24 protein-coding genes are annotated in these 25,044 nt (G+C 68.5%); 13 read left to right on the top strand and 11 right to left on the bottom strand.

Annotated elements, in window-relative coordinates; genetic code table 11:
* The first annotated feature begins 14 nt into the window (after positions 1 to 14).
* The 8 genes from ASF08_RS17425 (at position 15) to ASF08_RS17390 (ending at position 7,112) form a co-directional block, all read left to right on the top strand.
* Positions 15 to 497: an MSMEG_0572/Sll0783 family nitrogen starvation response protein gene (locus ASF08_RS17425; protein ID WP_018041839.1), complete on the top strand. Its 483-nt coding sequence runs from the start codon at positions 15 to 17 to the stop codon at positions 495 to 497.
* 186 nt (positions 498 to 683) lie between these two features.
* Positions 684 to 1,775, top strand: a complete 1,092-nt coding sequence (locus ASF08_RS17420) for a Nit6803 family nitrilase (protein WP_156462847.1) — start codon at positions 684 to 686, stop codon at positions 1,773 to 1,775.
* Positions 1,720 to 2,808, top strand: coding sequence for an MSMEG_0568 family radical SAM protein (locus tag ASF08_RS17415; RefSeq protein WP_056147683.1), 1,089 nt, complete (start codon positions 1,720 to 1,722; stop codon positions 2,806 to 2,808). Before ASF08_RS17420 ends, ASF08_RS17415 begins: the two co-directional genes overlap by 56 nt.
* Positions 2,809 to 2,816: 8 nt before the next feature.
* Complete coding sequence (locus ASF08_RS17410; RefSeq protein ID WP_056147680.1) at positions 2,817 to 3,362, top strand: MSMEG_0567/Sll0786 family nitrogen starvation N-acetyltransferase; 546 nt, start codon at positions 2,817 to 2,819, stop codon at positions 3,360 to 3,362.
* A gap of 2 nt (positions 3,363 to 3,364) precedes the next feature.
* Entirely contained in the window at positions 3,365 to 4,339 is a 975-nt protein-coding gene (locus ASF08_RS17405) for a sll0787 family AIR synthase-like protein (RefSeq protein ID WP_056147676.1), read from the top strand.
* A gap of 5 nt (positions 4,340 to 4,344) precedes the next feature.
* Positions 4,345 to 5,523 carry an MSMEG_0565 family glycosyltransferase gene (locus tag ASF08_RS17400; protein ID WP_056147674.1) on the top strand — a complete coding sequence of 393 codons (1,179 nt, stop codon included), beginning with the start codon at positions 4,345 to 4,347 and terminating at the stop codon, positions 5,521 to 5,523.
* A complete protein-coding gene (locus ASF08_RS17395) occupies positions 5,516 to 5,803 on the top strand; it encodes an MSMEG_0570 family nitrogen starvation response protein (protein WP_056147670.1) in 288 nt (95 codons plus the stop codon). The genes ASF08_RS17400 and ASF08_RS17395 overlap by 8 nt, the downstream gene beginning before the upstream one ends.
* Positions 5,804 to 5,828: 25 nt before the next feature.
* Entirely contained in the window at positions 5,829 to 7,112 is a 1,284-nt protein-coding gene (locus tag ASF08_RS17390; protein WP_056147667.1) for an MSMEG_0569 family flavin-dependent oxidoreductase, read from the top strand.
* 80 nt (positions 7,113 to 7,192) lie between these two features.
* Here ASF08_RS17390 and ASF08_RS17385 read toward each other — a convergent pair whose 3' ends face one another.
* From ASF08_RS17385 to ASF08_RS17370, 4 genes are all read right to left on the bottom strand, one after another.
* Complete coding sequence (locus ASF08_RS17385) at positions 7,193 to 9,448, bottom strand: xanthine dehydrogenase family protein molybdopterin-binding subunit (protein WP_056147665.1); 2,256 nt, start codon at positions 9,446 to 9,448, stop codon at positions 7,193 to 7,195.
* 14 nt (positions 9,449 to 9,462) lie between these two features.
* On the bottom strand, positions 9,463 to 10,476 hold the full coding sequence (locus ASF08_RS17380) for an FAD binding domain-containing protein (protein WP_056147663.1): 1,014 nt from the start codon (positions 10,474 to 10,476) through the stop codon (positions 9,463 to 9,465).
* Positions 10,473 to 10,991, bottom strand: coding sequence for a (2Fe-2S)-binding protein (locus tag ASF08_RS17375; RefSeq protein ID WP_056147660.1), 519 nt, complete (start codon positions 10,989 to 10,991; stop codon positions 10,473 to 10,475). Before ASF08_RS17375 ends, ASF08_RS17380 begins: the two co-directional genes overlap by 4 nt.
* 258 nt (positions 10,992 to 11,249) lie before the next feature.
* Positions 11,250 to 12,215: a GlxA family transcriptional regulator gene (locus tag ASF08_RS17370; protein ID WP_056147658.1), complete on the bottom strand. Its 966-nt coding sequence runs from the start codon at positions 12,213 to 12,215 to the stop codon at positions 11,250 to 11,252.
* Positions 12,216 to 12,333: 118 nt separating this feature from the next.
* On the opposite strand from ASF08_RS17370, the gene ASF08_RS17365 reads away from it, so the two are divergent.
* Together ASF08_RS17365 and ASF08_RS17360 are read left to right on the top strand one after the other, a co-directional pair.
* Entirely contained in the window at positions 12,334 to 13,011 is a 678-nt protein-coding gene (locus ASF08_RS17365) for an HD domain-containing protein (protein ID WP_056147656.1), read from the top strand.
* Between the two features lie 302 nt (positions 13,012 to 13,313).
* Positions 13,314 to 14,699, top strand: a complete 1,386-nt coding sequence (locus ASF08_RS17360; protein ID WP_056147652.1) for a dipeptidase — start codon at positions 13,314 to 13,316, stop codon at positions 14,697 to 14,699.
* Positions 14,700 to 14,987: 288 nt separating this feature from the next.
* Here the strand turns inward: ASF08_RS17360 and ASF08_RS17355 are convergent, their stop codons facing one another.
* The 6 genes from ASF08_RS17355 to ASF08_RS17330 all read right to left on the bottom strand — a co-directional run bounded on the left by ASF08_RS17355 (position 14,988) and on the right by ASF08_RS17330 (position 20,198).
* The gene (locus ASF08_RS17355) at positions 14,988 to 15,668 is read right to left on the bottom strand and encodes a ParA family protein (protein WP_018041855.1); all 681 of its coding nucleotides are present in this window, start codon (positions 15,666 to 15,668) and stop codon (positions 14,988 to 14,990) included.
* A gap of 227 nt (positions 15,669 to 15,895) precedes the next feature.
* Complete coding sequence (locus tag ASF08_RS17350; RefSeq protein WP_056147651.1) at positions 15,896 to 16,303, bottom strand: DoxX family protein; 408 nt, start codon at positions 16,301 to 16,303, stop codon at positions 15,896 to 15,898.
* 168 nt (positions 16,304 to 16,471) lie between these two features.
* Positions 16,472 to 16,960 carry a cyanase gene (gene cynS, locus ASF08_RS17345; protein WP_018041857.1) on the bottom strand — a complete coding sequence of 163 codons (489 nt, stop codon included), beginning with the start codon at positions 16,958 to 16,960 and terminating at the stop codon, positions 16,472 to 16,474.
* Positions 16,961 to 17,021: 61 nt separating this feature from the next.
* Positions 17,022 to 17,984, bottom strand: coding sequence for an ABC transporter ATP-binding protein (locus ASF08_RS17340; RefSeq protein WP_056147648.1), 963 nt, complete (start codon positions 17,982 to 17,984; stop codon positions 17,022 to 17,024).
* Positions 17,985 to 17,993: 9 nt separating this feature from the next.
* Complete coding sequence (gene ntrB, locus ASF08_RS17335; RefSeq protein WP_056147646.1) at positions 17,994 to 18,833, bottom strand: nitrate ABC transporter permease; 840 nt, start codon at positions 18,831 to 18,833, stop codon at positions 17,994 to 17,996.
* Between the two features lie 3 nt (positions 18,834 to 18,836).
* Complete coding sequence (locus ASF08_RS17330; protein ID WP_056147642.1) at positions 18,837 to 20,198, bottom strand: CmpA/NrtA family ABC transporter substrate-binding protein; 1,362 nt, start codon at positions 20,196 to 20,198, stop codon at positions 18,837 to 18,839.
* A 160-nt stretch (positions 20,199 to 20,358) separates the two neighbouring features.
* Between ASF08_RS17330 and ASF08_RS17325 the strand changes: the two genes are divergently transcribed.
* Positions 20,359 to 22,275, top strand: coding sequence for a sigma 54-interacting transcriptional regulator (locus ASF08_RS17325; protein ID WP_056147639.1), 1,917 nt, complete (start codon positions 20,359 to 20,361; stop codon positions 22,273 to 22,275).
* Positions 22,276 to 22,416: 141 nt separating this feature from the next.
* Positions 22,417 to 22,992 carry a PilZ domain-containing protein gene (locus tag ASF08_RS17320; RefSeq protein WP_018041862.1) on the top strand — a complete coding sequence of 192 codons (576 nt, stop codon included), beginning with the start codon at positions 22,417 to 22,419 and terminating at the stop codon, positions 22,990 to 22,992.
* A gap of 8 nt (positions 22,993 to 23,000) precedes the next feature.
* On the opposite strand, the gene ASF08_RS17315 is transcribed toward ASF08_RS17320, so the two are convergent.
* Positions 23,001 to 23,927 carry a LysR family transcriptional regulator gene (locus ASF08_RS17315; protein ID WP_056147636.1) on the bottom strand — a complete coding sequence of 309 codons (927 nt, stop codon included), beginning with the start codon at positions 23,925 to 23,927 and terminating at the stop codon, positions 23,001 to 23,003.
* Between the two features lie 129 nt (positions 23,928 to 24,056).
* On the opposite strand from ASF08_RS17315, the gene ASF08_RS17310 reads away from it, so the two are divergent.
* Positions 24,057 to 24,989 carry a ring-cleaving dioxygenase gene (locus ASF08_RS17310; RefSeq protein ID WP_018041864.1) on the top strand — a complete coding sequence of 311 codons (933 nt, stop codon included), beginning with the start codon at positions 24,057 to 24,059 and terminating at the stop codon, positions 24,987 to 24,989.
* Positions 24,990 to 25,044: the final 55 nt, after the last annotated feature.

Genomic DNA, 25,044 nt, shown 5'->3' with positions numbered 1-25,044 from the left:
AGGGAGTGTTTCCGATGCCAGCCGTCAGTGCCGAGCACCATAAGAAAGGCGATTACTTCGTCGATTACGAAGAGAAGGTCTTCGAGGACGTGAAGGCCGAGCCGGGCCAGAAGGCCCTCGTCACCTTCCACACCGTGGCGTTCGAGGGCTCCATCGGTTTCGTGAACCTGCTGCAGGCCACCCGTCTGCTGCGCAAGGGGTTCGAGACCTCCGTCCTGCTCTACGGGCCGGGCGTGACGCTCGGCGTCCAGCGCGGCTTCCCGACGCTCGGCGACGAGGCCTTCCCCGGCCACATGAACATGAACAACCAGATCGTGAAGTTCCTCTCCGAAGGCGGCAAGGTCTATGCCTGCCGCTTCGCGCTCCAGGCCCTTTACGGCCACGGCGAACCTTCGCTGATCGAGGGTATCCGCCCCATCGCCCCCACCGACGTCCTCGACCTCGTCCTCCTGCACAAGCGCGACAACGCCGTGGTGATCGACACCTGGACGGTGTGAGACAGGACGACCCTCCCACCTCTGCGGGGGAGGGTGCCTGCGGAGCAGGCGGGAGAGGGGGCAACCTCTCCGGAGATGGCGCTCCCCTCTCCCGACCCACTTCGTGGGCCACCCTCTCCCGCAGAGGGGAGAGGGAATGCGCGTGTACCATGTCGAACGAGGAACGGACCCATGTCCGAGTCACGCTTGTCCGAGCCACGCATCGTGCGCGCCGCCGCCGTCCAGATCTCCCCCGATCTGGAGCGGCCGGGCGGGACGCTGGAAAGAGTGCTCGCCGCGACAGACGAAGCGGCGGGCAAGGGCGCGCGGTTCATCGTGTTCCCCGAGACCTTCGTGCCGTACTACCCGTACTTTTCCTTCATCGCCCCGCCGGCGGCGCAGGGGCCGGAGCACCTGCGGCTCTACGAGGGCGCGGTGACGGTGCCGGGGCCGGTGACGCAGGCGGTCTCGGCGGCAGCCCGCCGGCATGGCGCGGTGATCGTGCTCGGCATCAACGAGCGCGACCACGGCTCGCTCTACAACGCGCAGCTGATCTTCGACGCCGACGGCACGCTCCTGCTCAAGCGCCGCAAGATCACGCCGACCTATCACGAGCGCATGATCTGGGGGCAGGGGGACGGTGCCGGGCTCACCGTGGTCGAGACGGCGGTGGGCCGGGTCGGGGCTCTCGCCTGCTGGGAGCATTACAACCCGCTCGCCCGCTACGCCCTGATGGCGCAGCACGAGGAGATCCACGCGGCCCAGTTCCCCGGCTCCATGGTGGGTCAGATCTTCGCCGACCAGATGGAGGTGACGATCCGGCACCACGCCCTGGAGGCCGCCGCCTTCGTCGTCAACGCCACCGGCTGGCTCACCGAGGCGCAGATCGCAAAAATCTCTCCCGACGAGCGGATGCGCGGGGCCCTGCGCGGCGGCAATTGCACCGCCATCGTCTCGCCCGAGGGCAAGCATCTCGTTCCGCCGATGAATGAGGGCGAGGGCATCCTCCTCGCCGACATGGACATGGCGCTCGTCACCAAGCGCAAGCGGATGATGGATTCGGTCGGCCACTACGCCCGCCCCGAACTCCTCAGCCTCAACCACGACGCGCGTCCCGCCCGCACGGTGGTGACCACGCCCGCATCGGACATCCCGCATCCCCGGAGCACCGACCATGAGCGACTCTCCGCTGCTGACCTCCCCGGCCGCTTCGTCGCCGGCGCCGTCCCCGGTCTACCAGGGGATGCCGACGGAGCACCTGATCAACGCCCTCCAATCCTACGGAGTCAGGCTGGCTGACACCCGCGCCGGTGTCGCCAGCCGCCGGGGCGGGGCCGGGCCCTCCGACCACAAGGCGATGACCATCGCCGGCCGCACCGTGATGGTGCCGGTCCATACGGCGGGCGCCTTCGATTCACCCTACCTCGTGCGCCGGCCCGATGCCGACGGGTCGAGCGTGATCGAGCATGACGGCACGGTGATCGGCCGGGTGACGTTTCCGGGCAAGCCGCGCTTCTACGGGCTCCAGACCCTCGACGGGGTGCCCTATTCGAAGATCGCCGTGCTGCACGGTCGCGACGTGCTCGCTACCACGGTGCTGCAGACCTGCATCCGCTACCAGAGCCGCACCAAGACCTGCCGGTTCTGCTCCATCGGGCAGTCGCTCGCGGCCGGCCGCACCATCGCCCACAAGACGCCGCAGCAACTCGCCGAGGTTGCCCGCGCCGCCGTCCTCCTCGACGGCGTCAAGCACATGGTGATGACCACGGGCACGCCCAACGCCACCGACCGCGGCGCCGCGGTCCTGTGCGAGAGCGCCTTCGCGGTGAAGGCGGCCGTCGACCTGCCGATCCAGGCCCAGTGCGAGCCGCCGGACGACGACCGCTGGTTCGCCAGGCTGAAGGCGTCGGGCGTCGATGCGCTCGGCCTGCATCTCGAGGCGGTGACGCCGGAGGTGCGCGCCGCGATCATGCCCGGCAAGGCGAGCGTGCCGTTGGATCGCTACGTCCAGGCCTTCGCCGCCGCCGTGCCGGTCTTCGGCAAGGGTCAGGTCTCGACCTACATCCTCGCCGGTCTCGGCGACACGGCGGAAGCCATCCTGACGATGTCCGAGCGCCTGATCGGCATGGGCGTCTACCCGTTCGTGGTGCCGTTCGTGCCGATTTCCGGCACGCCGCTGGAGGACCATCCCGCCCCCTCGCCGGATTTCATGCATTCCGTGCTCCAGCCGCTCGCGGCGATGCTGGCGGGGGCGGGGTTGCGCTCCACCGACATCAAGGCCGGCTGCGGACGCTGCGGCGCCTGCTCGGCCCTCTCCACCTACGAGCGGTGAGCGGGACGATGTTCGAGCCCGTTCCGGCCTACCGGTCGAGCCATTTCCGGATCAAGTTCGCCACCGCTCCCTGGGAGCGGGCCGGCACGGCGTCCCTGCGACGGCAGGTCTTCTGCGCCGAGCAGGGGATCTTCGAGGGCGACGACCGCGATGCCGTCGACGCGGTGGCGATCCCGATCTGCGCCCTCTCGACCCTCGGTGGCGCCCCGGATGCCGTCGTCGGCACCGTGCGCATCCACGAGACCGCCGACCGGCCCGGCGAATGGTGGGGCTCGCGCCTCGCGGTGGCCCGCGACTACCGCCGGGTCGGGGCGCTCGGCGCCGGCCTGATCCATGTGGCGGTGGCCTCGGCGCATGCGCGGGGCTGCACCCGCTTCCTCGCCCATGTGCAGAGCGCCAACGCGCCCCTGTTCCAGGCGCTGCACTGGACGAGCCTCACCGAGGTCGAACTGCATGGCCGCGCCCATCACCTGATGCAGGCCGATCTCGCGCATTTCCCGCCCATGGTCGACCCCGAGCGCGGCCTCGTCACGCTCCTCCGGCGGACGGCCTGACCATGACCCTGCCGCCCTCCCTCGCCGAGATCGCCCACGGCATCCGCAACGGGCGCGGCCTCGCCCACAAGCGGGACATCGACGCCGTGATCGGCCGGCTCGGCCTCGGCGGGCGCGCCGCCGCCGTACCGCTCGGCGACGATTGCGCCGCGATCCCCGACGGGGACGGCTACCTGCTCCTGGCCATCGAGGGGTTCATGGACGGGTTCGTGGCCGCCGATCCGTATTTCGCCGGGTTCTGCGGGGTGATGGTCAATGTCAGCGACATCGCCGCCATGGGCGGACGCCCCATCGCGGTGGTCGATGCCCTGTGGAGCCGCGACCAGTCCCATGCCGATCCGGTCCTGGCCGGCTTGAGGGCGGGGGCCGAGACCTTCGGCGTGCCGGTGGTCGGCGGGCACAGCAACACCCGCAACGCGGGCGAGCATCTCGCTGTCGCCATCCTCGGCCGGGCAAAGCGCCTCCTCACCAGCTTCGACGCCATGCCCGGCGACAGCCTCGTCGCGGCGATCGACCTGCGCGGCCGCTTTCGCGATCCGCACCCCTATTGGGATGCGGCCACCGGTGCCCCGGCCGAGCGCCTGCGCGCTGACACCGCGATCCTCGCCGGCATCGCCGAGGACGGCCTCGCCAAGGCCGCCAAGGACATCAGCATGGCCGGCCTCGTCGGCACGGCGCTGATGCTGCTCGAATGCTCCCGCGTCGGCGCCGCCATCCGGCTGGACCGCATCCCGCGCCCCGAGGGGATCGGTCTCGCCCGCTGGCTCACCGCCTTTCCGAGCTTCGGCTACCTCCTCAGCGTGCCGCCGTCGAACGTCGCGCCGGTCCTCCGGCGCTTCACGGATCGCGGGATCGCCGCCTCCGTCATCGGCGGCGTCGATGCGGGCCGCATCGCGACGGTGTCCGACGGGACGGAAGAGGCCGTGGTCTGGGACTTCGCCGCGAGCCCCCTGATCGGCTGCGGGCAGGAGACGTGACGAGAATGACCGGGCCTCTCCGCATCGCGATCCTCGCGCATTCCACCCATCCGCGCGGCGGGGTGGTCCACGCCCTGGCGCTGGGCGAAGCGCTCGCCGCCCTCGGCCACAGCGCGACGGTCCATGCGCCGGATCCTTCGGGGACCGGCTTTTTCCGCAAGACGTCCTGTCCGGTGATCTCGGTGGCGGCGCGGCCGGTCTCGGGATCGACGGTGGACCTCGTCCGCACCCGGATCGAGGATTACCTGCGCCATTTCGCGTCGCCGGCGGCCTGCGACTACGACGTCTTCCATGCCCAGGACGCGATCAGCGGCAACGCGCTCTCCACCCTCACCCGCCGCCGCCTGATCCCCGGCTTCGTCCGCACGGTCCACCACGTCGACCTCTTCTCCGATCCGCAGCTCGCCTACTGGCACGACCGGGCGATCTTCGACGCCACCGCGCTCCTCTGCGTCAGCAGCCTGTGGCAGGGCGCGCTCACGCGGGATTACGGGCTCGCCGCCCTCAATGTCGGCAACGGGGTCGATACCGGCGCCTTCGGGCTCGAGCCGGGGGAGGGGGACACTGCATTGCGGAGCGAGTGGGGCCTCGGCGAGGGGCCGATCCTCCTCAGCGTCGGCGGGTTCGAGGAGCGCAAGAACAGCCTCGCCATCATTGAGGCCTTTGCCCGGCTGAGGCAGGAGCGGCCGGCGGCGCAGCTCCTCGTCGTCGGCGGCGCCTCGCTCCTCGACCATTCCGGCTATCAGGCCCGCTGCCGCGCGGCCCTCGACCGCAACGGCCTCGATGTCGGCCCCGGCCGTCCGGTGGTGCAGACGGGGCCGGTGCCCCAGGCCGCGATGCCGGCCCTCTACCGCCTCGCCGACGCCCTGGTGTTTCCCTCCCTCAGGGAGGGATTCGGCCTCTGCGTGCTCGAGGCGATGGCGAGCGGCACGCCGACCATCGTCTCCGACCGGGCTCCCTTCACCGAGTATCTCACGGCCGCGGACACGGTGTTCGTCGACCCGGAGGACGAGGGATCGGTCCTCCACGGCATGCGCGCCGCCCTCCGGCCCTCCGCCAGGGAGCGGTTGGCCAAAGCGGGCCTCGCCGTCGCCGAAGCGCATTCCTGGCGCGCCTGCGCCGAGAAGCACCGGCCGGCCTACGCCTCCCTCGCCGCCCGCAAACAGGAGATGTCGGATGCCTGAAATGCACTTTCACGTGTGCTGGCCCGATGGCCAACGCGAGGCCTGCTACTCGCCCTCCCTCGTGATCAAGGAGCATTTCGGGGTCGGCGAAACCTATGCCGTCGCCGATTTCGTCGCCCGCAGCCGGGCGGCGCTGACCATCGCCAGCGCGCGCGTGGAGGCCCGCTACGGCTTTCCCTGCAGCCTCGCCCTCGGACAGCTCGCCCGGATCGAGGCGCGCGCGACGGCGCTCTCCGCCACGCCCGACGCCCGCGTCACCGTCGAAGCCTTCGAGGAATAGCGGCCCGAGCCGGAAGGACGCCCCCATGAACCAGACCCCGACGCCCCCCTCGCACCATCCGGTCATCGTCGTCGGCGGCGGCCAGGCCGGCCTGTCGATGAGCTACCAGCTCCGCCGGCACGGCATCGACCACATCGTGTTCGAGAAGAACACCATCGCCCATGCCTGGAAGACCCAGCGCTGGGACAGCTTCTGCCTGGTGACGCCGAACTGGCAGTGCCAGCTGCCGGGCTTCCCCTATCCGGGTGAGGAGCCCCACGGCTTCATGCCCAGGGACGAGATCGTCGGCTACATCGAGGCCTATGCAAGGGCGATCGAGGCCCCCGTGGCCGAGGGCGTGGCGGTGACCGCGATCCGGCGCAGGCCTAAGGGCGGCTTCAGCGTGGCGACGAGCCGGGGCGAACACACCGCCGATCAGGTGGTGATGGCGATCAGCGGCTATCACGTGCCCGCGATCCCGGCCTTCGCCGCACGCCTGCCCGCCGGATTACGGCAGATCCACTCCTCGACCTATCGCAATCCGAGTCAGATGCCGGACGGCGCGGTGCTGGTGGTGGGCTCCGGCCAGTCCGGCTGCCAGATCGCCGAGGACCTTCATCTGTCCGGCCGCAAGGTCCATCTCGTGGTGGGCTCGGCTCCGCGCTGCCCGCGCGTTCATCGCGGGCGCGATGCCGTCGATTGGCTCGCCGATATGGGCCAGTACGACCTCCCCGTGGAGGACCACCCGCTCAAGGAGGATGTGCGGCGTAAGGCCAACCATTACCTCACCGGCCGGGACGGGGGCCGCGACATCGACCTGCGCCGCTTCGCCCTGGAAGGCATGAGCCTCCACGGCCGCCTCGAATCCATCGACGGCCCGGTGCTGCGTTTCGCCGACGACCTGGGCCGGAACCTCGACAATGCGGATGCGGTCTATACCGGAATCCAGGGCGCCATCGACAGGCACATCGCCGCCAAGGGGATCGCCGCTCCCGAACAGGCGCATTATACCCCGCTCTGGGTGCCGGGACCTCACGCACCGAGCCTCGATGCCGAGGCGGCCGGCATCGGCAGCGTGATCTGGGCGACGGGCTTCCGCGCCGATTACGGCTTCATCGACGCCCCCGCCTTCGACGGGCGCGGCCTCCCGATCCACACGCGCGGCGTGACCCCGGTGGACGGCCTCTATGTCGTCGGCCTGCCCTGGCTCCACACCTGGGGCTCCGGCCGCTTCTCCGGGATCGCGCGGGATACGGAGTATCTGGCCGAGCGGGTGGTGGAGTTGCGGGCGAAACGTGTCGTCGGGGAGAAGCTGTCGTTGGCGAGTTGAGCCGACTGCCGCAAGCGAACGACCCGGACCGTCGCGGATGGCCCGGATCGCTTGGTGGTGCCATCATTCCGTCGCTTCGATCACCCGATGATCTTGTCGATGGTGATCGGCAGGTCGCGGATGCGTTTGCCGGTGGCGTGGAACACCGCGTTGGCGATCGCCGCCGCCGTGCCGACGATGCCGATCTCGCCCAGCCCCTTGACGCCCATCGGGTTGGCCTTGTCGTCTTCCTCCACGAAGATCACGTCGATGTCGTGGATGTCGGCATTCACCGGCACATGGTACTCGCCGAAATTGTGGTTCATAAACCGGCCCACCGTATGGTCGAGCATGGACTCTTCCTCCAGCGCCGAGCCGATCCCCATGACCACGCCGCCGAGAATCTGGCTGCGGGCGGTCTTGAGGTTGATGATCCGGCCCGCCGCGATGGCCGAGACGATCCGGGTGAGGCGGACCTGGCCCAACTCCTCGTCGATCTTCACTTCCGCGAACACGGCCGAGTGGGTGTAGGAGGCGAACTCCTTCATGTGGCCCGCATCCGGACCGGCGCTCTCGGTCGCCTCGACCTTGTCGACGCCGGCCGCCTTCATGGCGTCCACGAGGGAGACGCTGCGCGACGGGTCGCCCGCCATCTCGATCCGGCCGCCGGTGAAGACGACGCGCTCGAGATCGACATTGGCGAGCGGCGAGTCGTCCATGGCACGGGCCATGGCGAAGACATCCGCCGCGATCTTGCGGCAGGCCTTCATCACCGCCGTGCCGGACGAAGCCGCCGTCCACGAGCCGCCGGCCACGGGCGCCTCGGCGAGGTCGGTGTCGCCGAGCTTCGTCGTCACGTCTTCCATCGGCAGGCCGAGGGCATCGGCGGCGATCTGGGTGAGGATCGTATAGGTGCCGGTGCCGATATCGCCGGTGGAATTACCGACCACCAGCTTGCCGTCGGCGGTGAGCGTCGCCTGGGCCGAGGATTTCTGCATCAGCGCTTCCCACACGCCGGTGGCCATGCCCCAGCCGACGAGTTCCTTGCCGTCGCGCATGGAACGCGGCTCGGGATTGCGCTCGGACCAGCCGAAGCGCTCGGCGCCCTGCTCGTAGCAGGCGCGCAGGGCCTTCGAGCCAAAGGGCTTGTCCTCGGTGGGGTCGCGGTCGGTGTAGTTCTTGAGGCGCACCGCGATCGGGTCCTGGCCGGTGGCATGGGCCAGTTCGTCCATGGCGATCTCGAGGGCGAACACCCCCGTCACCGCCCCCGGCGCGCGCATGTCGGCGGGGGTGTAGGTGTCGATCTGCGTCAGCTTGTAGTCGAGGGAGACGTTCTCGCAGGCTCCGTAGAGGATGGCCGACCAGTTGACCACGACCTCCTGGTAATCCTCGAACCGCGAGGTACCCGACAGGGCATCGTGCTTGATCGACCGGAGCTTGCCCCCCTCGTCCGCGCCGAGGGAGATGGTCTGGCGCACGTCGGGGCGGTAGCCGAAGGTGAACATCTGGTCGCGTGTGAGGGTCACCCGCACCGAACGTTCGAGCTCACGCGCGGCCATGACTGCGAGGAAGAGCTGGTATTGCGGGCGCAGGCCGAGGCCGAAGCCGCCGCCGAGATACGGGTTGAGCACCCGCACCTTGTCCTTGTCCATGCCGAACACGCCCGCGATGTAGCCCTGGCTGTTCGAGACACCCTGGATCTTGTCGTAGACGGTGATCGCGCCGTCGCCGTCCCAGACCACCGTGGAGGCGTGCGGCTCCATCGGGTTGTGGTGCTCCACGGCGAGCGTGTAGTCGCCTCGCAGCTGTATCGGGGCCGAGGCGAAGGCGGCATCGGCATCGCCCCGGGGCTCGGGCGGCGGCTTGATGCCGGCGCGCTTCTTCGGCGGCTCGTAGCCGAATTCGCGCTGGCGCTCGACGTCGGTCAGCGGCTCCTCGGCCTCGTAGGAGACCTTCACCAGGGACGCGGCATAGCGGGCGGTGCCGAAATCCTCGGCCACCACAAGGGCCACCGGCTGGCCGCTGTAATGGATCTTGTCATCGTAGAAGGCGCGGAACGGTGAGCCGGGGGGCGCCACGGCGTCCTGGTAATTGTAATCGAGCCAGGCCGTGCGCGGCCGGTTCTCGTGGGTGAAGACCTTGAGCACACCGGGCACGGCTTCCGCCGCCGCGCTGTCGATGGCGGTGATGCGGCCCTTGGCGATCCCACCGGAGACGACGTAGCCATGGGCGAGATCGGCGGCGGTGAATTCACCCGCGTATTTCGCGAGGCCGGTGACCTTGGCGGGGCCGTCGACGCGGCTACGCGCGGTGCCGACGAAGCTGTCCGTGCCGGTGGAGGAGATGCTGTTTGCCATGTCTGGACGGGTCCTCAGGCGATGCGCTTGTCGGATTGCGACTGGGGCGTGCCGGCAGCGGCCTGGGTCAGGCCCCGGATGATGGCGCGCCGGGCGAGCTCGATCTTGAAACCGTTCTCGGATTGGGGCTTGGCCTCCCGCATCACGATCTCGGCGGCGGCCTCGAAACTCTCGCGGGTGGCGGACTTGCCCTTGAGGGAGGCCTCCGCCTCGGTATTGCGCCAAGGCTTGTGCGCGACGCCGCCGAGGGCGAAGCGGGCCTCGGTGATCGTGTCGCCGTCGCGCTTCATCACGGCGGCCACCGAAACCAGGGCGAAGGCGTAGGAGAGCCTGTCGCGCAGCTTCAGGTAGGTGTGGTGGCCGGCGAAATCCGCGTCCGGAAGATCGACGGAGAGGACGATCTCGTCCGCCTTCAGGGTGGTGTCGTATTGCGGTGTGTCCCCCGGCAGGCGGTGGAACTCGGCGAAGGGGATGCGGCGCTCGCCGCGCGGTCCGGTGACGCGGACCTCAGCCTCGAGGGCCGCCAGCGCCACGCACATGTCGGACGGGTGGGTGGCGATACATGCCTCGCTGGTGCCGAAGATGGCGTGGATGCGGTTGACGCCGCCGATCGCCTGACAGCCCGAGCCCGGCTCGCGCTTGTTGCAGGGCGTCGCCTCGTCATAGAAATAATAGCAGCGGGTGCGCTGGTTGAGGTTGCCGCCCGTGCTGGCGGCATTGCGCAGCTGGCCCGAGGCACCGGCCAGGATCGCGCTCGACAGGAGCGGGTAGCGCTCCTTGATGCGCTCGTCGTAGGCCACCGTAGAGTTTGTGACGAGGGCGCCGATGCGCAGGCCCCCGTCATGCTCCTCGATGGCCTCCAAGGGCAGGCGGGTGATGTCGACGAGGCGCTCGGGCCGTTCGACATTGTACTTCATCAGATCGACGAGGTTGGTGCCGCCGGCGATGAAGCGGGCATTGGCGGCGGAGCCGATGGCCCGCACCGCCTCCTCGACCGTGGTCGGACGAACGTAATCGAAGCGGTTCATCGGGCAGCTCCCGCGTGCATCACGTCTTCGATGGCATCGACGATGTTGGTGTAGGCGCCACAGCGGCAGATGTTGCCGCTCATGGCCTCGCGGATTTCTTCGCGCGACGTGGCGTGACCTTCCGCGATCATGCCGGCCGCCGAGCAGAGCTGGCCGGGGGTGCAATAGCCGCATTGGAAGGCGTCGCGTTCCACGAAGGCGGCCTGGAGCGGATGCATCGCGCCGTCCTGGCCGCCGTGCTTGGCCAGCCCCTCGACGGTGACGACCTCGGCGCCGTCCTTCATCACGGCGAGCGCGAGGCAGGAATTGATGCGCGTGCCGTTCACCAGCACGGTGCAGGCGCCGCACTGGCCGTGGTCGCAGCCCTTCTTGGTGCCGGTGAGGTCGAGATCCTCGCGCAGGAGGTCGAGGAGGGTGGTCCACGGCGCCACCTGAAGCTCACGAACCTCGCCGTTTATGGTCAGGCTGATGCCGATGGCGGCTGGCGCCCCGGGTGATCCGCTGTCGATGAGCATGGGCGTGTCCTGAAGGATCAGGGGCCGGGCAGAGCACCGGCCGCGTTTCTCGTATGGGCGGAGGCACGAGGGGAAGAAACGTCCACGCCCCGCGCCGGTCCACTCGATAACCGTTCCAATCTGTGCCTGTTCCCGGAAGGGTGGTTTCCTCCTGCGGGAAGGGTGTCGGGTGCTCGGTGGGGCTTGTGACTGGACGAGCGCCGATTCAGCGGGGTCTGAAAGGTCGAGCGGGCGTGCAGCCCAGGATAAGCGGGCGGCTCAGCGATGCAGATGCCGTCGACGATACTCCGCAGGCGTCGTCCCGACACGCCGCATGAAGGCCCGCCGGAGGGTGTCGACGTCGAGGAAGCCGCAAGCGTTCGCGACCTGCTTGAGAACGATGTCGTCCGTTTCCAGAAGGCGCCGGACAGCCTCGATCCGGACGTTCTCCACGTAGGCGGCCGGTGTCAGTCCCGTCTCGGTCCTGAACAGGCGCGCGAAATGGCGCGGACTCATCCCCGCTCGCCCTGCGAGCTTCTCGACCGCGTGATCCTCCGCGGGATATGCGGCCACCCAGCGCTGGACTTCCTGCAAGGCCGAGCGGCCGGCCGGTGCACTGAGCCCGCGGCGGCTGAACTGCATCTGCCCGCCGCCGCGTCGAAAGAACATAACGAGCTGGCTGGCGACCCGGCGCGCGATCTCCGCGCCGAGATCCTCCTCGACGAGGGCCAGCGCGAGATCCAGCCCCGCGGTGACCCCGGCCGCCGTCCTCAGCGGGCCGTCGAAGAGGCAGATCGCATCGGCCTCGACCGACGCATCCGGGTAGCGCGCCGCCAGCACCTCCGCCACGGCCCAATGCGTCGTCACCCTCCGGCCGTCCAGCAGGCCGGCCTGACCGAGCAGGAACGCCCCGCTGCAGACCGAACCGTAGCGCCGGCACTGCGCCGTAACCGTCACGAGCCAATCCACGAGACCGTCATCGACGCCCGTCTCGTGCATGCGGGGCGCTCCCGCGACCAGCAAGGTGTCGAAGCGAGGCGGGTCGGTGCCGGGAGCGACGATATCCGCCACGAGGCGCCGTCCCGACGATGTGAGGATCGTATCGGCGGCCGTCCCGACGATGGCGAGATCGTAGATGGGCTCGCCGCTCTGGACGTTCGCCTCGGCGAAGACGTCGAGCGGGCCGGCCACATCGAGCAATTGGACCCCGGGAAGGGCGAGGATGGCGATGGAGCGGGGCGCCATCGGAGCTCCGTGGCTGAGGATGCATGAACGATGGCAGAAAACGCCGTCATACGACGATTGATGCCAATGATGGAGTTTTGTAGCCCGATGGGAGGCTCAGCGCAAAGGAACCCCGATCTTGAGCATTCCCACCTTGGCAACCGTTCCGGACAGCAAATTGGCCCGTGCCGTCACGGAGTTCGTCCGGGACACGGAAACCGAACTCCTCTTCAATCATTCGAGCCGGGTCTACCAATTCGGCGCCCTGGCAGGCATCCGCCGCGACCTGACCTTCGACCGCGAACTTCTCTACGCGGGAGCGATGTTCCACGATGTCGGCCTCATGCCGGACCACAGCAGCGCGGAGGAGCGCTTCGAGGTCGACGGCGCCAACGCGGCGCGCGACTTCCTGACAGCGCACGGGGTACCGGAGGCGGACGTCTACACGGTCTGGACCGCCATCGCCCTGCACACGACGCCCGGCATCCCGGTCCACATGCATCCGGTCGTGGCGCTCGTCACCGCCGGCGTCGAGATGGACGTGCTCGGCCTGACCTACGGAGAATACTCCGACGCCGAGCGTGAGGCGGTGGTGTCCGCGTTCCCGCGGACGCCCGACTTCAAGGAGGACATCATCCAAGCCTTCTACGACGGCATCCGACACAAGCCGGATACGACGTTCGGCAACGTCAAGGCGGACGTCATCGCCGACAAGGAACCGAGCTTCCGCAAGGGCAACTTTTGCGACCTGATCCGTCGCTCGCGCTGGCCTACCGGGGCCCATGCTTCGGGATGCGGCTGCGCTCAGCACGCGTGACGCGCGGGCCTTCTCGGCGAGCGGGTAGATCCTTGTCCAGCGCCGCGACCGACAGCTTCATAGCCGTGCGGGACGGTGCGGGCGCAGGGCCGACGCCTTGACGTCAGATGCCGTCTACACGGGTCCGAGCACTGCTCGATGCCCCCGGAAATTGCGGTTTAGGGGGTGTCGACCCTTGAACTCTCCTTAACCGAACGCCTTCCAGCCCAGTTTGCAGCCCTGAAGGGCCATGTCCGCGGTTTGCGCCCGCCCATCCCCTCGGCTAACCCTGTCGCCATCCCCGCTTGCCACAAGGACGCGCGATGGCCGCCCTCGACCCGGTTCTCAACGACATCGACCGCGACCTCGACAATGCCCTGGAGCGGCTGTTCGCCTTCCTGCGGATCCCGTCGATCTCCACCGATCCGGCCTATGCCGGGCATTGCCGCGACGCGGCGCAGTGGCTCGAGGGCAATCTGACGGCGCTCGGCTTCGAGACGGCCATCCACGAGACATCGCTGCATCCGGTAGTGCTGGCGCATGCGCCGAAACCCGGCAAGCCGCACGTGCTGTTCTACGGCCATTACGACGTGCAGCCGGTGGACCCATTGAACCTCTGGGAGACGCCGCCTTTCGAGCCGCGTCTGTCGCTGAACGCCAAGGGCGAGAAGCAGATCGTGGCGCGCGGGGCCTCCGACGACAAGGGTCAGGTCATGACCTTCGTCGAAGCCTGCCGTGCCTTCATCGCCATGGAGGGCGAGCTGCCCTGCGGCGTCACCCTGCTGATCGAGGGCGCCGAGGAGAATGGCTCTCAAGGCCTGCCCGAATGGGTCGCGGCCAACCGCGACAAGCTTGCCGCCGACATCGTCCTCGTCTGCGACACCAGCATGTGGAACCCGACCACGCCGGCCATCACCACGTCGCTGCGGGGCCTCGCCTATTTCGAGGTGAAGGTCACCTGCGCCGACCGTGACCTGCATTCGGGCTTCTTCGGAGGTGCCGCGCGCAACCCGATCCACGTCCTGTCGACAATCATCGCCGACCTGCACGATTCGGATGGAAGAGTGGCCCTGCCGGGCTTCTACGACGGCGTGCGCGAGACGCCCGCCGACATCCTGGAGCAGTGGCGCGGGCTCGACTTCACGGCCGAGAAGTTCCTCGGCCCAATCGGCCTCAAGGAGCCTGCCGGCGAGCGCGGGCGCATGCTGATCGAGCTGATCCAATCGCGCCCGGCCTGCGACGTCAACGGCATCATCGGCGGCTATACCGGCGAAGGCACCAAGACCGTCATCGCGGGGCAGGCCAGTGCCAAGGTCTCGTTCCGCCTCGTGGACGATCAGGACCCCGAGCAACTCGCGAAGACCTTCGAGGCCTTCGTGCGTGAGCGCATCCCGTCGGACTGCTCGGTGGAGGTGATCTGCTACAAGGGCAGCCGCGCCATCAGCCTGCCCTTCGACATGCCCGAACTGGACATCGCGAGGGGGGCGCTCGCCGAGGAATGGGGCGTGCCGGCCGTGACCATCGGTGCGGGCGGCTCGATCCCCATCGTCGGCGATTTCAAGCGGCTGCTCGACCGCAACACGCTCCTCATCGGCTTCGGCCTCGACGACGACCGCATCCACTCGCCCAACGAGAAGTACGACCTCAAGAGCTTCCACAAGGGCACCCGCTCCTGGGCGCGCATCCTGGCGGCATTCGGGGAGCGCTGAGCGGGTTTCGCGTCCTGAAACCCGAGACATCGACAGAGCTCGTTTGCGGTGTTCGTCCAAGGCTTCACCTCATCCTGAGGTGCCGCATAGCGGCCTCGAAGGAGGCTTCCAGGGATTGCGCGCCGATTGGAGGCCTCCTTCGAGGCCTCCGCTACGCTCCGGCGCCTCAGGATGAGGAGGTCTGCTTGGATGATCGACTCTGCCATGAGTATCCGCCGCGAGCCGATCAGGCAGGCTTCAAAAAAAATCAAGGCGCTGTGACGGGTCGGTTCGCCGATGCGAATCCGGTCAGGATGCTTCCGCACCCGATCGGCTCATCTTCGCGTCGAGCCAGCCCCACAGGGCGCGGATCTCCTCGGCGGCCCGGCCGCAGGGCGCGTATTCGGTGACGCCGAGGCCGGAGGCCACGGCGTCCTGGTGATCCACCCGGTGCACGATGCTGGGTTCGGCAAGCACGCCCAGCGAGCGGAGTTGCGCCGCATAGGCATCCGTGCGCGGGGAGGGCGGGGGCGGGCATTGGTTGAGGACGAGGGCCAGCCGGCTCCGCATCCCGAGGCCCACGAGGGTCTGGAGGGTCGGCCTCGCGGCCACGAGGTCGAGCCGCGACGGGCGCACCGGCACGACCACGAGGTCGGCCGTGCGCAGGGCCGGGGCCAGACCCGTGGCGGTGCCGGCGGTGTCGATGACGACGAGGGTGGTTCCGTTCTCGCGGCAGCCTTCCAGGATCTCGGGCATCTGCCCGATCTCCCAGGCCTGGATGCGCTCGACGGTCACTCCGTCCTTGCGACGCAGGGCGCCCCAGCCGGCCAGCGACCCCTGCGGATCGAGGTCGAAGGCGATCACGCGTTCGCCGTCCTCCGCCGCCGCCACGGACAGGGAAGCGGCGAGGCTCGTCTTGCCGGTGCCGCCCTTCTGCACGGCCACGGCGACGACGCGGATGCGGCGGTCGTCGGTAGGCTCCTCCGTCATCACGCCGGCCCTCCGACGCGCGGCCCCGGAGTGTCGTCAGGCGCCATGCGACCCGCCTCCGTCACATCGACAACCGGGCATCGGCTGCGCCCGGCGCGAGCGAGATGGCGACACGCCCGCCGGCTTCAGGGGGCGCCGTATGGCAGGAATCGTCTCTCGATCGGACGGAGCGCGGCTCCTCCGATCGATCCGGCCGGGCATCGCCGGCGCGAGCCCCGAGCCCCGGCTCAGAACCGCCCGCGGCGCTGCGCGTCGAGGCTCCACGGACCGGCGCCGGCCGCGGCGAGGTAGAGGAAGAGGAAGCAGAACAGGATGGCCGCGTCGCCGCCGTTGAGAGCCGGGAACTGGCTCTCGGGCGCATGAGCGATGAAATAGGCGAAGGCCATCTGGCCGGAGAGAATGAACGCCACCGGCCGCGTGAACAGGCCGAGGACGATCAGCGCGCCGCCGACGATTTCGAGGACGGCCGCGAACCAGAAGAGGGTGAACAGCGCCGGTGCCGCCCCGCCACCCACGCGCATGGGAAACCCGAACAGCTTCTGCGTGCCGTGCTCCAGGAACAGCACGCCGGCGACGATGCGCAGGACGCTGAGAAGCCGGGGTGCCCAGGTGGCCGAGATCGCGTTGAGGTTCATGCGGAAACAATCTCCGAGGGGGAGGGCCGTGCGTGCGGCCAAGCCTCCGCAATCAGCACGAAACCCCCTCCGCCGTCGACTCGCCGCGCGTGAGAAAAGTCACCGCGACCTCCTTCGAGGCCGCGGTGCCGCTAAAGTCCAGAATGCTTTCGAAGCATGGCTCCAGATTTACGGCTCCTTGAAGCCGTAATCCGGCACGCCTTCTTCGTTGTCATAATATTTATACGGCAAAAACTTTCCGGACAAGTTCATCTTCACCCGGTCGCCCTTGTTGTTGGGCTCTCGTTCCATGGTCATGTTGAAATCGATCGCCGACATGATGCCGTCACCGAAATCCTCCTGGATCAGTTCTTTCCAGGTGGTGCCGTAGACCATCACCAGCTCATAGAAGCGGTAGATCAGCGGGTCGGTGGGCGGCATCTGCGGGATCGAGCCGCGATAGGGCGCCTCGTTCAGCATCCGCTCCTCGGATTCGGTCAGGCCGAACAGCTCCGCCGCCTTCTTCGCCTGGGCTTTGGGCAGCTTCATCTGCCCCATGCAGGCGGCGGTGATGAGGATCGGCGAGAGTCCGCCGATCTCGGCCTGGATGTGCTTCCAGGTCCAGCCCTTCTCGCGCTTGATGTCGAGGAGCTTTTCCGTGAGGTCTTCGCGCTTCATGTGAGGTCTCCGATGAAGGAAGGTGGGTGAGAGGCGGCGCGCGGATCTGCGAGGCGCCGATCTAGGAGGCGGCGGGGACGGGGACCGGCTCCGGCTCGTCCGCGCCCGGCCGCACCACGGGCGGGTGGCGCTGGTCGTAGCCGGCGGGCATGGCGTCCCGCAGGCTCTTCGAGCGGCTGACGAGGAAGTCCATCAGGTGGTTGCGCAGGGCGTAGTAGCCCGGCGCGTGATGGAGGTTCGCGCGCTCGCGGCGCTTGGGCAGCGGGTTCTCGACGATCTCCGCCACCTTGGCCTCGGGGCCGTTGGTCATCAGCACGATGCGGTCGGCGAGGTAGATCGACTCGTCGACATCGTGGGTGATCATGAAGACGGTCTGGCCGGTCTCGATGCAGATGCGGCGCACCTCGTCCTGCAGGGTGCCCCGCGTGAGCGCGTCCAGCGCCGAGAACGGCTCGTCCATGAGCAGGATCTTGGGCTCGATGGCCAGCGCCCTGGCGATGCCGACACGCTGCTTCATGCCGCCCGAGAGTTCGGACGGGCGCTTATGCTCGGAGCCGGCGAGTCCCACCGTGGCGATGGCCTTGCGGGCACGCTCCTCCACTTCGGCGCGGGACGCCTTGCGCCAGCGCGAGGAGACCGCATAGGCGACGTTGCCGAGCACCGTGCGCCAGGGCAGCAGGGCATGGCCCTGGAAGATCACGGCCCGGTCGAGGCTGGTTCCCTCGATCGCCTGCCCGTCGACGATGACGACGCCCTCGCTCGGCGCCTCCAGCCCGGCCAGGATGTTGAGCACCGTGGTCTTGCCGCAGCCGGAATGGCCGATCATGCAGACGAACTCGCCCCGCCGCATGGGCAGCCACAGGTTCTCGAACACGGTGTTTGGCTTGCCACCGGGGGCGGGATAGCGCCGGGCGATCCCCTCGATGGAGATGAACTTTTCGGAGGACGACATGCGGCTGGTCCCGGCGGCGGGGTCGGGAGCGGCGCTCGCGGAGCGCCGCGCGAAGGGGATGAGCTTGCTCATGGCGCGGCCTCACTCGGGGAAGGTGACGAGGCGCTGCGCCCGGGCGAGCAACTGGTCGAGGATCATGCCCACGAGGCCGATGACCAGGATCGAGACGATCACATTGGTGATCGAGAGGTTGTTCCACTCGTTCCACACGAAGTAGCCGATGCCGGTTCCGCCCACGAGCATCTCGGCCGCCACGATCACGAGCCAGGCGATGCCGATGGAGATGCGCATGCCGGTGAGGATCGTCGGGGCGGCGGCCGGCAGGATCACCGTGAAGGCGCGCCGGATCGGCCCGACCTCCAGGGTCCGGGCGACGTTGAGCCATTCCTTGCGCGTTCCGGCGACACCGAAGGCGGTGTTGATCAGCATCGGCCAGAGCGAGCAGATGAAGATCACGAAGATCGCCGACAGGCTGGAATCCTTGATCGTGTAGAGGGCGAGCGGCATCCAGGCGAGCGGCGAGACCGGCTTCAGGAGCTGGATGAAGGGGTCGAGCGCCCGGCCCATCAGCGGCGACATGCCGATGAGAAAGCCGATGGGGATGGCCACCAGCACCGCGAGACCGTAGCCCAGCGCCACCCGGCCGATGGAATAGGCGAGCTGGATGCCGAGACCCTTGTCGTTGGGGCCGCGATCGTAGAACGGGTCCCTCAGGTGCTTCCAGGCGGTGGCGGCGACGTCGAGGGGCCCCGGCATCGCCGACTTGCCGGTTGTGGCGCTCGCACCCATGAGGGCCGCGTATTCCGGGTCCATGGCCTCGGTCTTGGCGACCCCGCCCACCGCGATCTGCCAGAGCAGCAGGAAGGCGGCGAGGACGGCCAGGGAGACGATGCCGGCGCGGAGCGAGAGTGAGGCCTTCATGGCTCAGCCCGCCCGCTTGATGGCGAAGGAGTTCAGGTACTCTTCGGGCTTGGCCGGATCGAAGGCCTTGCCCATCACCGAGAAGGATTTCGACGTGGCGGTCGGCGGGGTGAGGCCGGCCTCCTTCATCAGCCGGGCTGCGTCGGTGGCGAGATAGACCTTCTCGGCCACCGCCTTGTAGTCGACATCGCCCTTGATCTGACCCCAGCGCTTCATCTGGGTCATGATCCAGACCGCGAAGGACGACCACGGGAAGGCGTCGAAGTCGACGCGGTCCGGCACCTTGCGGACATTACCGAGGCCGTCGGCGAAGGTTCCGGTGAGCACCTGTTCCACCACCGTCACCGGCTGGTTGAGGTAGTTGGCCGGCGCGATCTGCGCGGCGATCTCCTTGCGGTTCTCGATCTTCGAGGCGTAGGCCGTCGCCTCGATCACGGCGCGGAGGAGGGCGGCGTAGGTGTTCGGGGTCTGGGTGACGAAATCCTGCGAGGCCGCGAAGGCGCAGCACGGGTGCCGGTCCCAGATCTCCTTCGACAGGATGTGGATGAAGCCGACGCCATCATAGACCGCGCGCTGGTTCACCGGGTCGGGGGCGAGGAACCCGTCGATGTTGTCGGCCCGCAGGTTCGCGACCATGTCCGGCGGCGGGACGGCGCGGATCTGCACGTCGGTATCGGGGTCGATCCCGGCTTCCGCGAGGTAGTAGCGCAGCAGGTAATTGTGCATCGAATAGTCGAAGGGCACCGCGAGCTTGAAGCCCTTCCAGCTTTTCGGGTCGCGCCGGTCCTTGTGCTTCATCGCCAGGGTGATCGCCTGGCCGTTGACGTTCTCCACCGCCGGCATCGTGTAGGGAACGGGGTTCGATCCGACGCCGAGCGAGATGGCGATGGGCATCGGCGCCAGCATGTGGGCGGCGTCGTATTCCTTGTTCAGGGTCTTGTCGCGGATCACCGCCCAGCCGGCGGTCTTCACCACCTCCACGTTCAGCCCCTGCTTCTCGTAGAAGCCCATGGGTTTCGCCATGATGATCGGCGTGGCGCAGGTGATCGGGATGAAGCCGACCTTGAGATCGGTCTTCTCGGGCTTCGCCCCTTGCGCGAAGGCCTCGGCCACGAATTTCGTGGGCAAGAACTGGCTGACGGCGGCCAGCGCCGTCGCCGCGCCGACGCTCCTGAGGAAGGCGCGCCGCTGGGCATCCTCGGGGAACAGGGCCCGCATCACCGCGCCTTCGACGGCCCGCGTGATCGCGGCGTCGCCGGACAAGGCTTCGGCGTCGTGCGCGGCTTGATCGCGATGGTTTCCGCAGGAGCAGCCGCCGCGCTTCAAGGTCAGCCGGGCGTTGAACGGATCGTCGAAGAGCGCCATGTCGCGGACCTTTCTGCGGAGACGCTCTTCTCATGGCAAACGCTGTGCCAGCCACAATTCCGATAAAAAGCGTAGCCTAAACAAGGGTTTGAGATAAGGACGCACGCTACGAAATATCGTCGATTACGGTTTTTCGTCACCGATGCTACGAGATGTCGTCATGGAAAGATCAGACGCGCCGACCGCCTCGCCCTATGGACCTGCCTTCGACAGGGCGGCGGAAGCGATGCTGGTGCTCGATCCGGTGGCCGACGAGATCCGGGACGCCAACCCGGCCGCCGCGCGCCTGCTCGGCTACGATCCCGATGTCCTGCGGGGCATGCGCGTCACCGGCCTCCATCCCGACCAGGTGCCGACGCTGATCGTCTTCACCCAGGCCGTGCAGGCGCGGGGCCGCGACTGGACCCACGCCCTCTCGCCGAGGCACGCCGAGGGGCACGGCCTCCATGTGGAATATAGCGGGACGATCCTGCCGGGTGAGCCGGCGCTCCTCCTCGTCAGCCTGTTCGACCTCGACGAGCGTCGCCGCCGCCTCGTGGATACGGAGGCCGATGCGCATATGCGGGCCGGCCTGTCCGAGTGGCAGCGGATGGAGCGGATCTTTCGCGATATCGAGCGCGAGAACCAGCTGATCCTGCGCGCGGCCGGCGAAGGCATCTACGGGGTCAATGCCGAGGGCATCACCACCTTCATCAACCCGGCGGCCGAGCGGATGCTGGGCTGGGACGCGGCCGATCTCGTCGGGCGCGACATGCATGCCACCGTCCACCACAGCCACCCGGATGGCTGCCATTACCCGCACCAGGATTGCCCGATCTACGCCGCCTTCCGCGATGGGGCCGTGCATCAGGTCGACACCGAGGTGTTCTGGCGCCGGGACGGCGCCCCGATCTTCGTGGAATACACGTCGACGCCGATCCGCGACCGGGGCCGGCTCCTCGGCGCGGTCATCGTGTTCCGCGACATCAGCCAGCGGCGGGAGGCCGACGAGCGCCTGCGCCAGGCCCTGGCGGAGGTCGATTCCCTGCGCCAGCGCCTGGAGCTCGAGAACGCCTATCTGCGCGAGGAAATCCGCGAGGGCGGGCACCACCAGGGCATCATCGGCCGTTCTCCGGCCATCGAGGCGACCCTCCGGCAGATCGACCTCGTGGCCGGCACCGACGCCACCGTCCTCGTCACCGGCGAATCCGGCACCGGCAAGGAGCTCATCGCCCGCGCCATCCACGAGGCGAGCCGCCGCCGGGACCGGCCGCTGATCCGGGTGAACTGCGCGGCGATCCCGCGCGAGCTGTTCGAGAGCGAGTTCTTCGGCCACGCCAAGGGCGCCTTCACCGGCGCCCTGCGCGACCGGGTCGGGCGGTTCGAACTCGCCGATGGCGGCACCCTGTTTCTCGACGAGGTCGGGGAAATCCCCATCGACCTGCAGGGCAAGCTCCTGCGCGTGCTGCAGGAGCGGCAATTCGAGAGGGTCGGCGAGGAGCGGACCCGGCTCGTCGACGTTCGCCTCGTGGCCGCCACCAACCGCGACCTCAAGGCCGAGGTGAAGCGGGGGCGCTTTCGCGAGGATCTCTACTTCCGCCTCAACGTCTTCCCCATCGCGGCCGTGCCCCTGCGCGAGCGGCCCGAGGATATTCCCCTCATCGCCCAGCACTTCCTGAAGGGCGTGGCCCGGCGCCTCGCCATGCCCGACCTGCGTCTCACGGAAGGCGATGTCCGCCGCCTCGCGCGCTACGACTGGCCCGGCAATGTCCGCGAGCTGGAGAACATCGTCGAGCGGGCGGCGATCCTGGCCGTGCGCGGGCGGTTGCGGTTCGACCTGCCCGAAGCCGAGGGCAGCGGTCCCGTCGAGGGGCGGCGCCCGCAGGGCGAGGTCGTGACCGGCGCCACCCCTGCCACCGAGGCCGAGCGGAGGGCACGCGACCGGGCCGACATCTCGGCCGCCCTCATCTTGAGCAAGGGCCGCGTCTTCGGGGCCGGAGGGGCGGCCGAACTGCTCGGCGTCAAGCCGACGACGCTCGCCTCCCGCATCAAAGTGCATGGCCTGACGGGGGTCGGCCGGTCGGGCGGCGGAGCCTGATCCGATCCGCCTCACTCGCCTTGCGTGTAATGGCTGTGGACCGCGTTGTTGATGCAGGATATTGAATCGAATTCTCTCGATCGTGAAAGCTTCGCCTGAAGACTCGCCAACATAGGAAGGCTCGACGCAACAAGGGATGCGATGAGCGACAGGCGGTCGGAGGCGCGATACAAGGTCATCCTGCCAGCTCTTTGCTGGGGGCGGCATCGGCAGAATTTCTATGCGGTCACCGACGATCTCTCCTCGGACGGAATTCGTTTCAAGTCCTCGGTCGTGCCCGCCGTCGATGAGCGACTGACCTGCAGTATCCGCCATGCCGGATCTATCGAAGCCATCGTCGTGCGAGCGGAGACATCCGCCTTCGCCATACGGGTTCTGAGCGCCGACCATCCCCTCGGGCTCGTGGTGCAGAGCCTCCTAAGCGTCGCGAAATCGCAAAATCCCCCGCCCCTGGTGACGCGCGCCTTTCCGCGCATCGTTCCGGAAATCCAGGACGTGCTGGTCACGACCGAGGCCGGATCGATGCTGCCGGGCCGTGTCATCAACATCTCGGCATCGGGGGTCGCCGTCTCCATGGAAGAACCCCTCGACGTCGGCACGCTGATCGTCATCGGCAGGACCAGGGCCAAGGTCGCCCGCCGGTTCGACAACGGCATCGGCGCGGCCTTCCTCTCGCCGCTCCACGCGGACGCGGTCGGCCCGCATGTCGTGCTCTGATCGCGGCCTCAGGGCTGTACGGCGGCTCCGTTCGACCAGGGGGCCGCCGCGAACCGGGCCGCCAGGAAGGCAATGAGTGCGAGGACGCGGGCGGGGCGCGGGTCGCCCGGCGGCGTGACCAGATGCAGGGCGATGGGCGGCAGGTCCCAACCGTGCAGCACCCGTTCGAGCCGCCCGGCCCGAAGATCCTCCCAGACCATGAAATCCGGCTGGACGGCGAGACCGAGCCCGGCGCGAAGGGCGGGGGTCAGGGCGTCGGCATTGTTGGCCCGCAGCGGCCCGGCAGGGACGATGGCCGCTTCCTCGCCCTCGCGGCTGGTGAAGATCCAGCGGTCCGGGCTCGGCAGGTAGGCGTAGCCGAGGCAGGGATGGCGGGCGAGGTCGCGCGGATGCTCCGGCCGGCCATGCCGGTCGAGATACTCCGGCGATGCCACGAGGGCGCGGTTCACGAGGCAGAGGCGCCGCGCCCGCAGGGAGGAATCCGCCAGCGCGGCGATGCGCAGGCCGATATCGAAGCCCCCGCCCACGAGATCGACCAACGCATCGCTGAGATGGAGATCCACCGAGACTTCCGGATACTGGCCCAGGAAATCCGGAAGGATCGGGGCGACGTGGAGGATCCCGAACGACATGGGGGCGGCGAGCCTCACCATGCCGCGCGGAACCGATGACGAGGCCGTGGCCTGGGCTTCCGCCGCTTCACCCTCCGCGAGGATGCGCGCGGCCCCCTCCCGCGCCGCATGGCCAAGTTCCGTCAGGGCGATCTTGCGTGAGGTCCGATGGAACAGGCGGCCGCCGATCCGGCCTTCGAGGCGGGTGATCGCCTTGGAGACCGTGGCCTTCGACAGGCCGAGTTCATCCGCCGCCCGCCCGAACGCACCCGTCTCCGCGACTTTGGCGAAGATCGCCCAGGCTTCGAAATCCGGCAGTTTCATAGGCGCATTTCCAGAAACGATAGGTTTCCATCGTTTCTGTTTTCATGCGGCATGCCAAGCCCCAGATTGTCGTCATCACGAAGCGGCGCGGTGGCCATCCACCGGCCAGCGCGTCCGGGAGACACGACCATGTCCGATAACGGCCTGCACCACGTCACCGCCTATGCCGGCGACATCCAGCGCAACCTCGATTTCTACCGGCGCGTCCTCGGCCTGCGCCTGGTGAAGAAGACCGTCAATTTCGACGATCCCTCGACCTATCACCTCTATTACGGCGACGAGGCCGGACGGCCCGGCACGATCCTGACGTTCTTTCCCGTCGCCCATGCCGCGCGGGGACGGGTCGGGATCGGCGAGACGCAGGAGACCGCCTTCCGCGTTCCCCGCGCCTCCATCGGCTGGTGGACTCACAGGCTGATCGAGAAGGGCGTCGACCATGACGCCCTGGTTCAGCTCTTCGGCGAGCCGGTCCTCCGCCTGCGCGATCCCGACGGGATGGTGCTGGCCCTGGTCGGGGTCGACGACGCCACCGAGGGGGCGTCTTCCCGGACCGGTGCCGAGGTTCCGGCCGAGCACGCCATCCGGGGCTTCCACGGCGTCACCCTGCTCCTCAAAGAGGCGGAGCCGACGGCGCGGATCCTCACCGGGGTGTTCGGCTTTTCCGAGGCCGGACGCGACGGGGCGATGACCCGCTACGCCAATGGCGGTGCTCTCGGCGGGTTCGTCACCCTCCGGGCGGTGGGCGAGTTCCTGCGCGGACGGCCCGGAGCCGGCTCGGTCCATCACATCGCCTTCCGGGCGAAGGACGATGCCGAGCAGGCCGCCATGGTGGCCGATCTCACCGGCACCCACGGCCTGCAGGTGACCGAGCAGCGCGACCGCGCCTATTTCCGCTCGGTCTACTTCCGCGAGCCCGGCGGTGTGCTGTTCGAGATCGCCACCGACATCCCGGGTTTTGCCGTCGACGAGCCGGCCGAGGCCCTGGGCGAGGCGCTCAAGCTCCCCGCCTTCCTCGAAGCGCACCGCGCGCGGATCGAGGAGGTTCTCCCCGTCATCGCCTGACACGGCCGCCCCTCCGCGAGGAGGGGCGGTTCCCACGCACTCTTCGCGAGGCCGT

The organism is Methylobacterium sp. Leaf85, from assembly GCF_001422125.1.
In the GTDB taxonomy this organism is placed as follows: domain Bacteria; phylum Pseudomonadota; class Alphaproteobacteria; order Rhizobiales; family Beijerinckiaceae; genus Methylobacterium; species Methylobacterium bullatum.
This window is presented reverse-complemented; position numbering and strand designations above follow the sequence as displayed.

Excerpts from the sequence above, each read along its gene's own strand:
- ASF08_RS17425 (WP_018041839.1), top strand. The coding sequence starts at position 15 with ATGCCAGCCGTCAGTGCCGAGCACCATAAGAAAGGCGATTACTTCGTC.
- ASF08_RS17415 (WP_056147683.1), top strand. The coding sequence starts at position 1,720 with ATGCCGACGGAGCACCTGATCAACGCCCTCCAATCCTACGGAGTCAGG.
- ASF08_RS17410 (WP_056147680.1), top strand. The coding sequence starts at position 2,817 with ATGTTCGAGCCCGTTCCGGCCTACCGGTCGAGCCATTTCCGGATCAAG.
- ASF08_RS17405 (WP_056147676.1), top strand. The coding sequence starts at position 3,365 with ATGACCCTGCCGCCCTCCCTCGCCGAGATCGCCCACGGCATCCGCAAC.
- ASF08_RS17400 (WP_056147674.1), top strand. The coding sequence starts at position 4,345 with ATGACCGGGCCTCTCCGCATCGCGATCCTCGCGCATTCCACCCATCCG.
- ASF08_RS17395 (WP_056147670.1), top strand. The coding sequence starts at position 5,516 with ATGCCTGAAATGCACTTTCACGTGTGCTGGCCCGATGGCCAACGCGAG.
- ASF08_RS17390 (WP_056147667.1), top strand. The coding sequence starts at position 5,829 with ATGAACCAGACCCCGACGCCCCCCTCGCACCATCCGGTCATCGTCGTC.
- ASF08_RS17385 (WP_056147665.1), bottom strand. The coding sequence starts at position 9,448 with ATGGCAAACAGCATCTCCTCCACCGGCACGGACAGCTTCGTCGGCACC.
- ASF08_RS17380 (WP_056147663.1), bottom strand. The coding sequence starts at position 10,476 with ATGAACCGCTTCGATTACGTTCGTCCGACCACGGTCGAGGAGGCGGTG.
- ASF08_RS17375 (WP_056147660.1), bottom strand. The coding sequence starts at position 10,991 with ATGCTCATCGACAGCGGATCACCCGGGGCGCCAGCCGCCATCGGCATC.
- ASF08_RS17370 (WP_056147658.1), bottom strand. The coding sequence starts at position 12,215 with ATGGCGCCCCGCTCCATCGCCATCCTCGCCCTTCCCGGGGTCCAATTG.
- ASF08_RS17360 (WP_056147652.1), top strand. The coding sequence starts at position 13,314 with ATGGCCGCCCTCGACCCGGTTCTCAACGACATCGACCGCGACCTCGAC.
- ASF08_RS17355 (WP_018041855.1), bottom strand. The coding sequence starts at position 15,668 with ATGACGGAGGAGCCTACCGACGACCGCCGCATCCGCGTCGTCGCCGTG.
- ASF08_RS17350 (WP_056147651.1), bottom strand. The coding sequence starts at position 16,303 with ATGAACCTCAACGCGATCTCGGCCACCTGGGCACCCCGGCTTCTCAGC.
- cynS (WP_018041857.1), bottom strand. The coding sequence starts at position 16,960 with ATGAAGCGCGAAGACCTCACGGAAAAGCTCCTCGACATCAAGCGCGAG.
- ASF08_RS17340 (WP_056147648.1), bottom strand. The coding sequence starts at position 17,984 with ATGAGCAAGCTCATCCCCTTCGCGCGGCGCTCCGCGAGCGCCGCTCCC.
- ntrB (WP_056147646.1), bottom strand. The coding sequence starts at position 18,833 with ATGAAGGCCTCACTCTCGCTCCGCGCCGGCATCGTCTCCCTGGCCGTC.
- ASF08_RS17330 (WP_056147642.1), bottom strand. The coding sequence starts at position 20,198 with ATGGCGCTCTTCGACGATCCGTTCAACGCCCGGCTGACCTTGAAGCGC.
- ASF08_RS17325 (WP_056147639.1), top strand. The coding sequence starts at position 20,359 with ATGGAAAGATCAGACGCGCCGACCGCCTCGCCCTATGGACCTGCCTTC.
- ASF08_RS17320 (WP_018041862.1), top strand. The coding sequence starts at position 22,417 with ATGAGCGACAGGCGGTCGGAGGCGCGATACAAGGTCATCCTGCCAGCT.
- ASF08_RS17315 (WP_056147636.1), bottom strand. The coding sequence starts at position 23,927 with ATGAAACTGCCGGATTTCGAAGCCTGGGCGATCTTCGCCAAAGTCGCG.
- ASF08_RS17310 (WP_018041864.1), top strand. The coding sequence starts at position 24,057 with ATGTCCGATAACGGCCTGCACCACGTCACCGCCTATGCCGGCGACATC.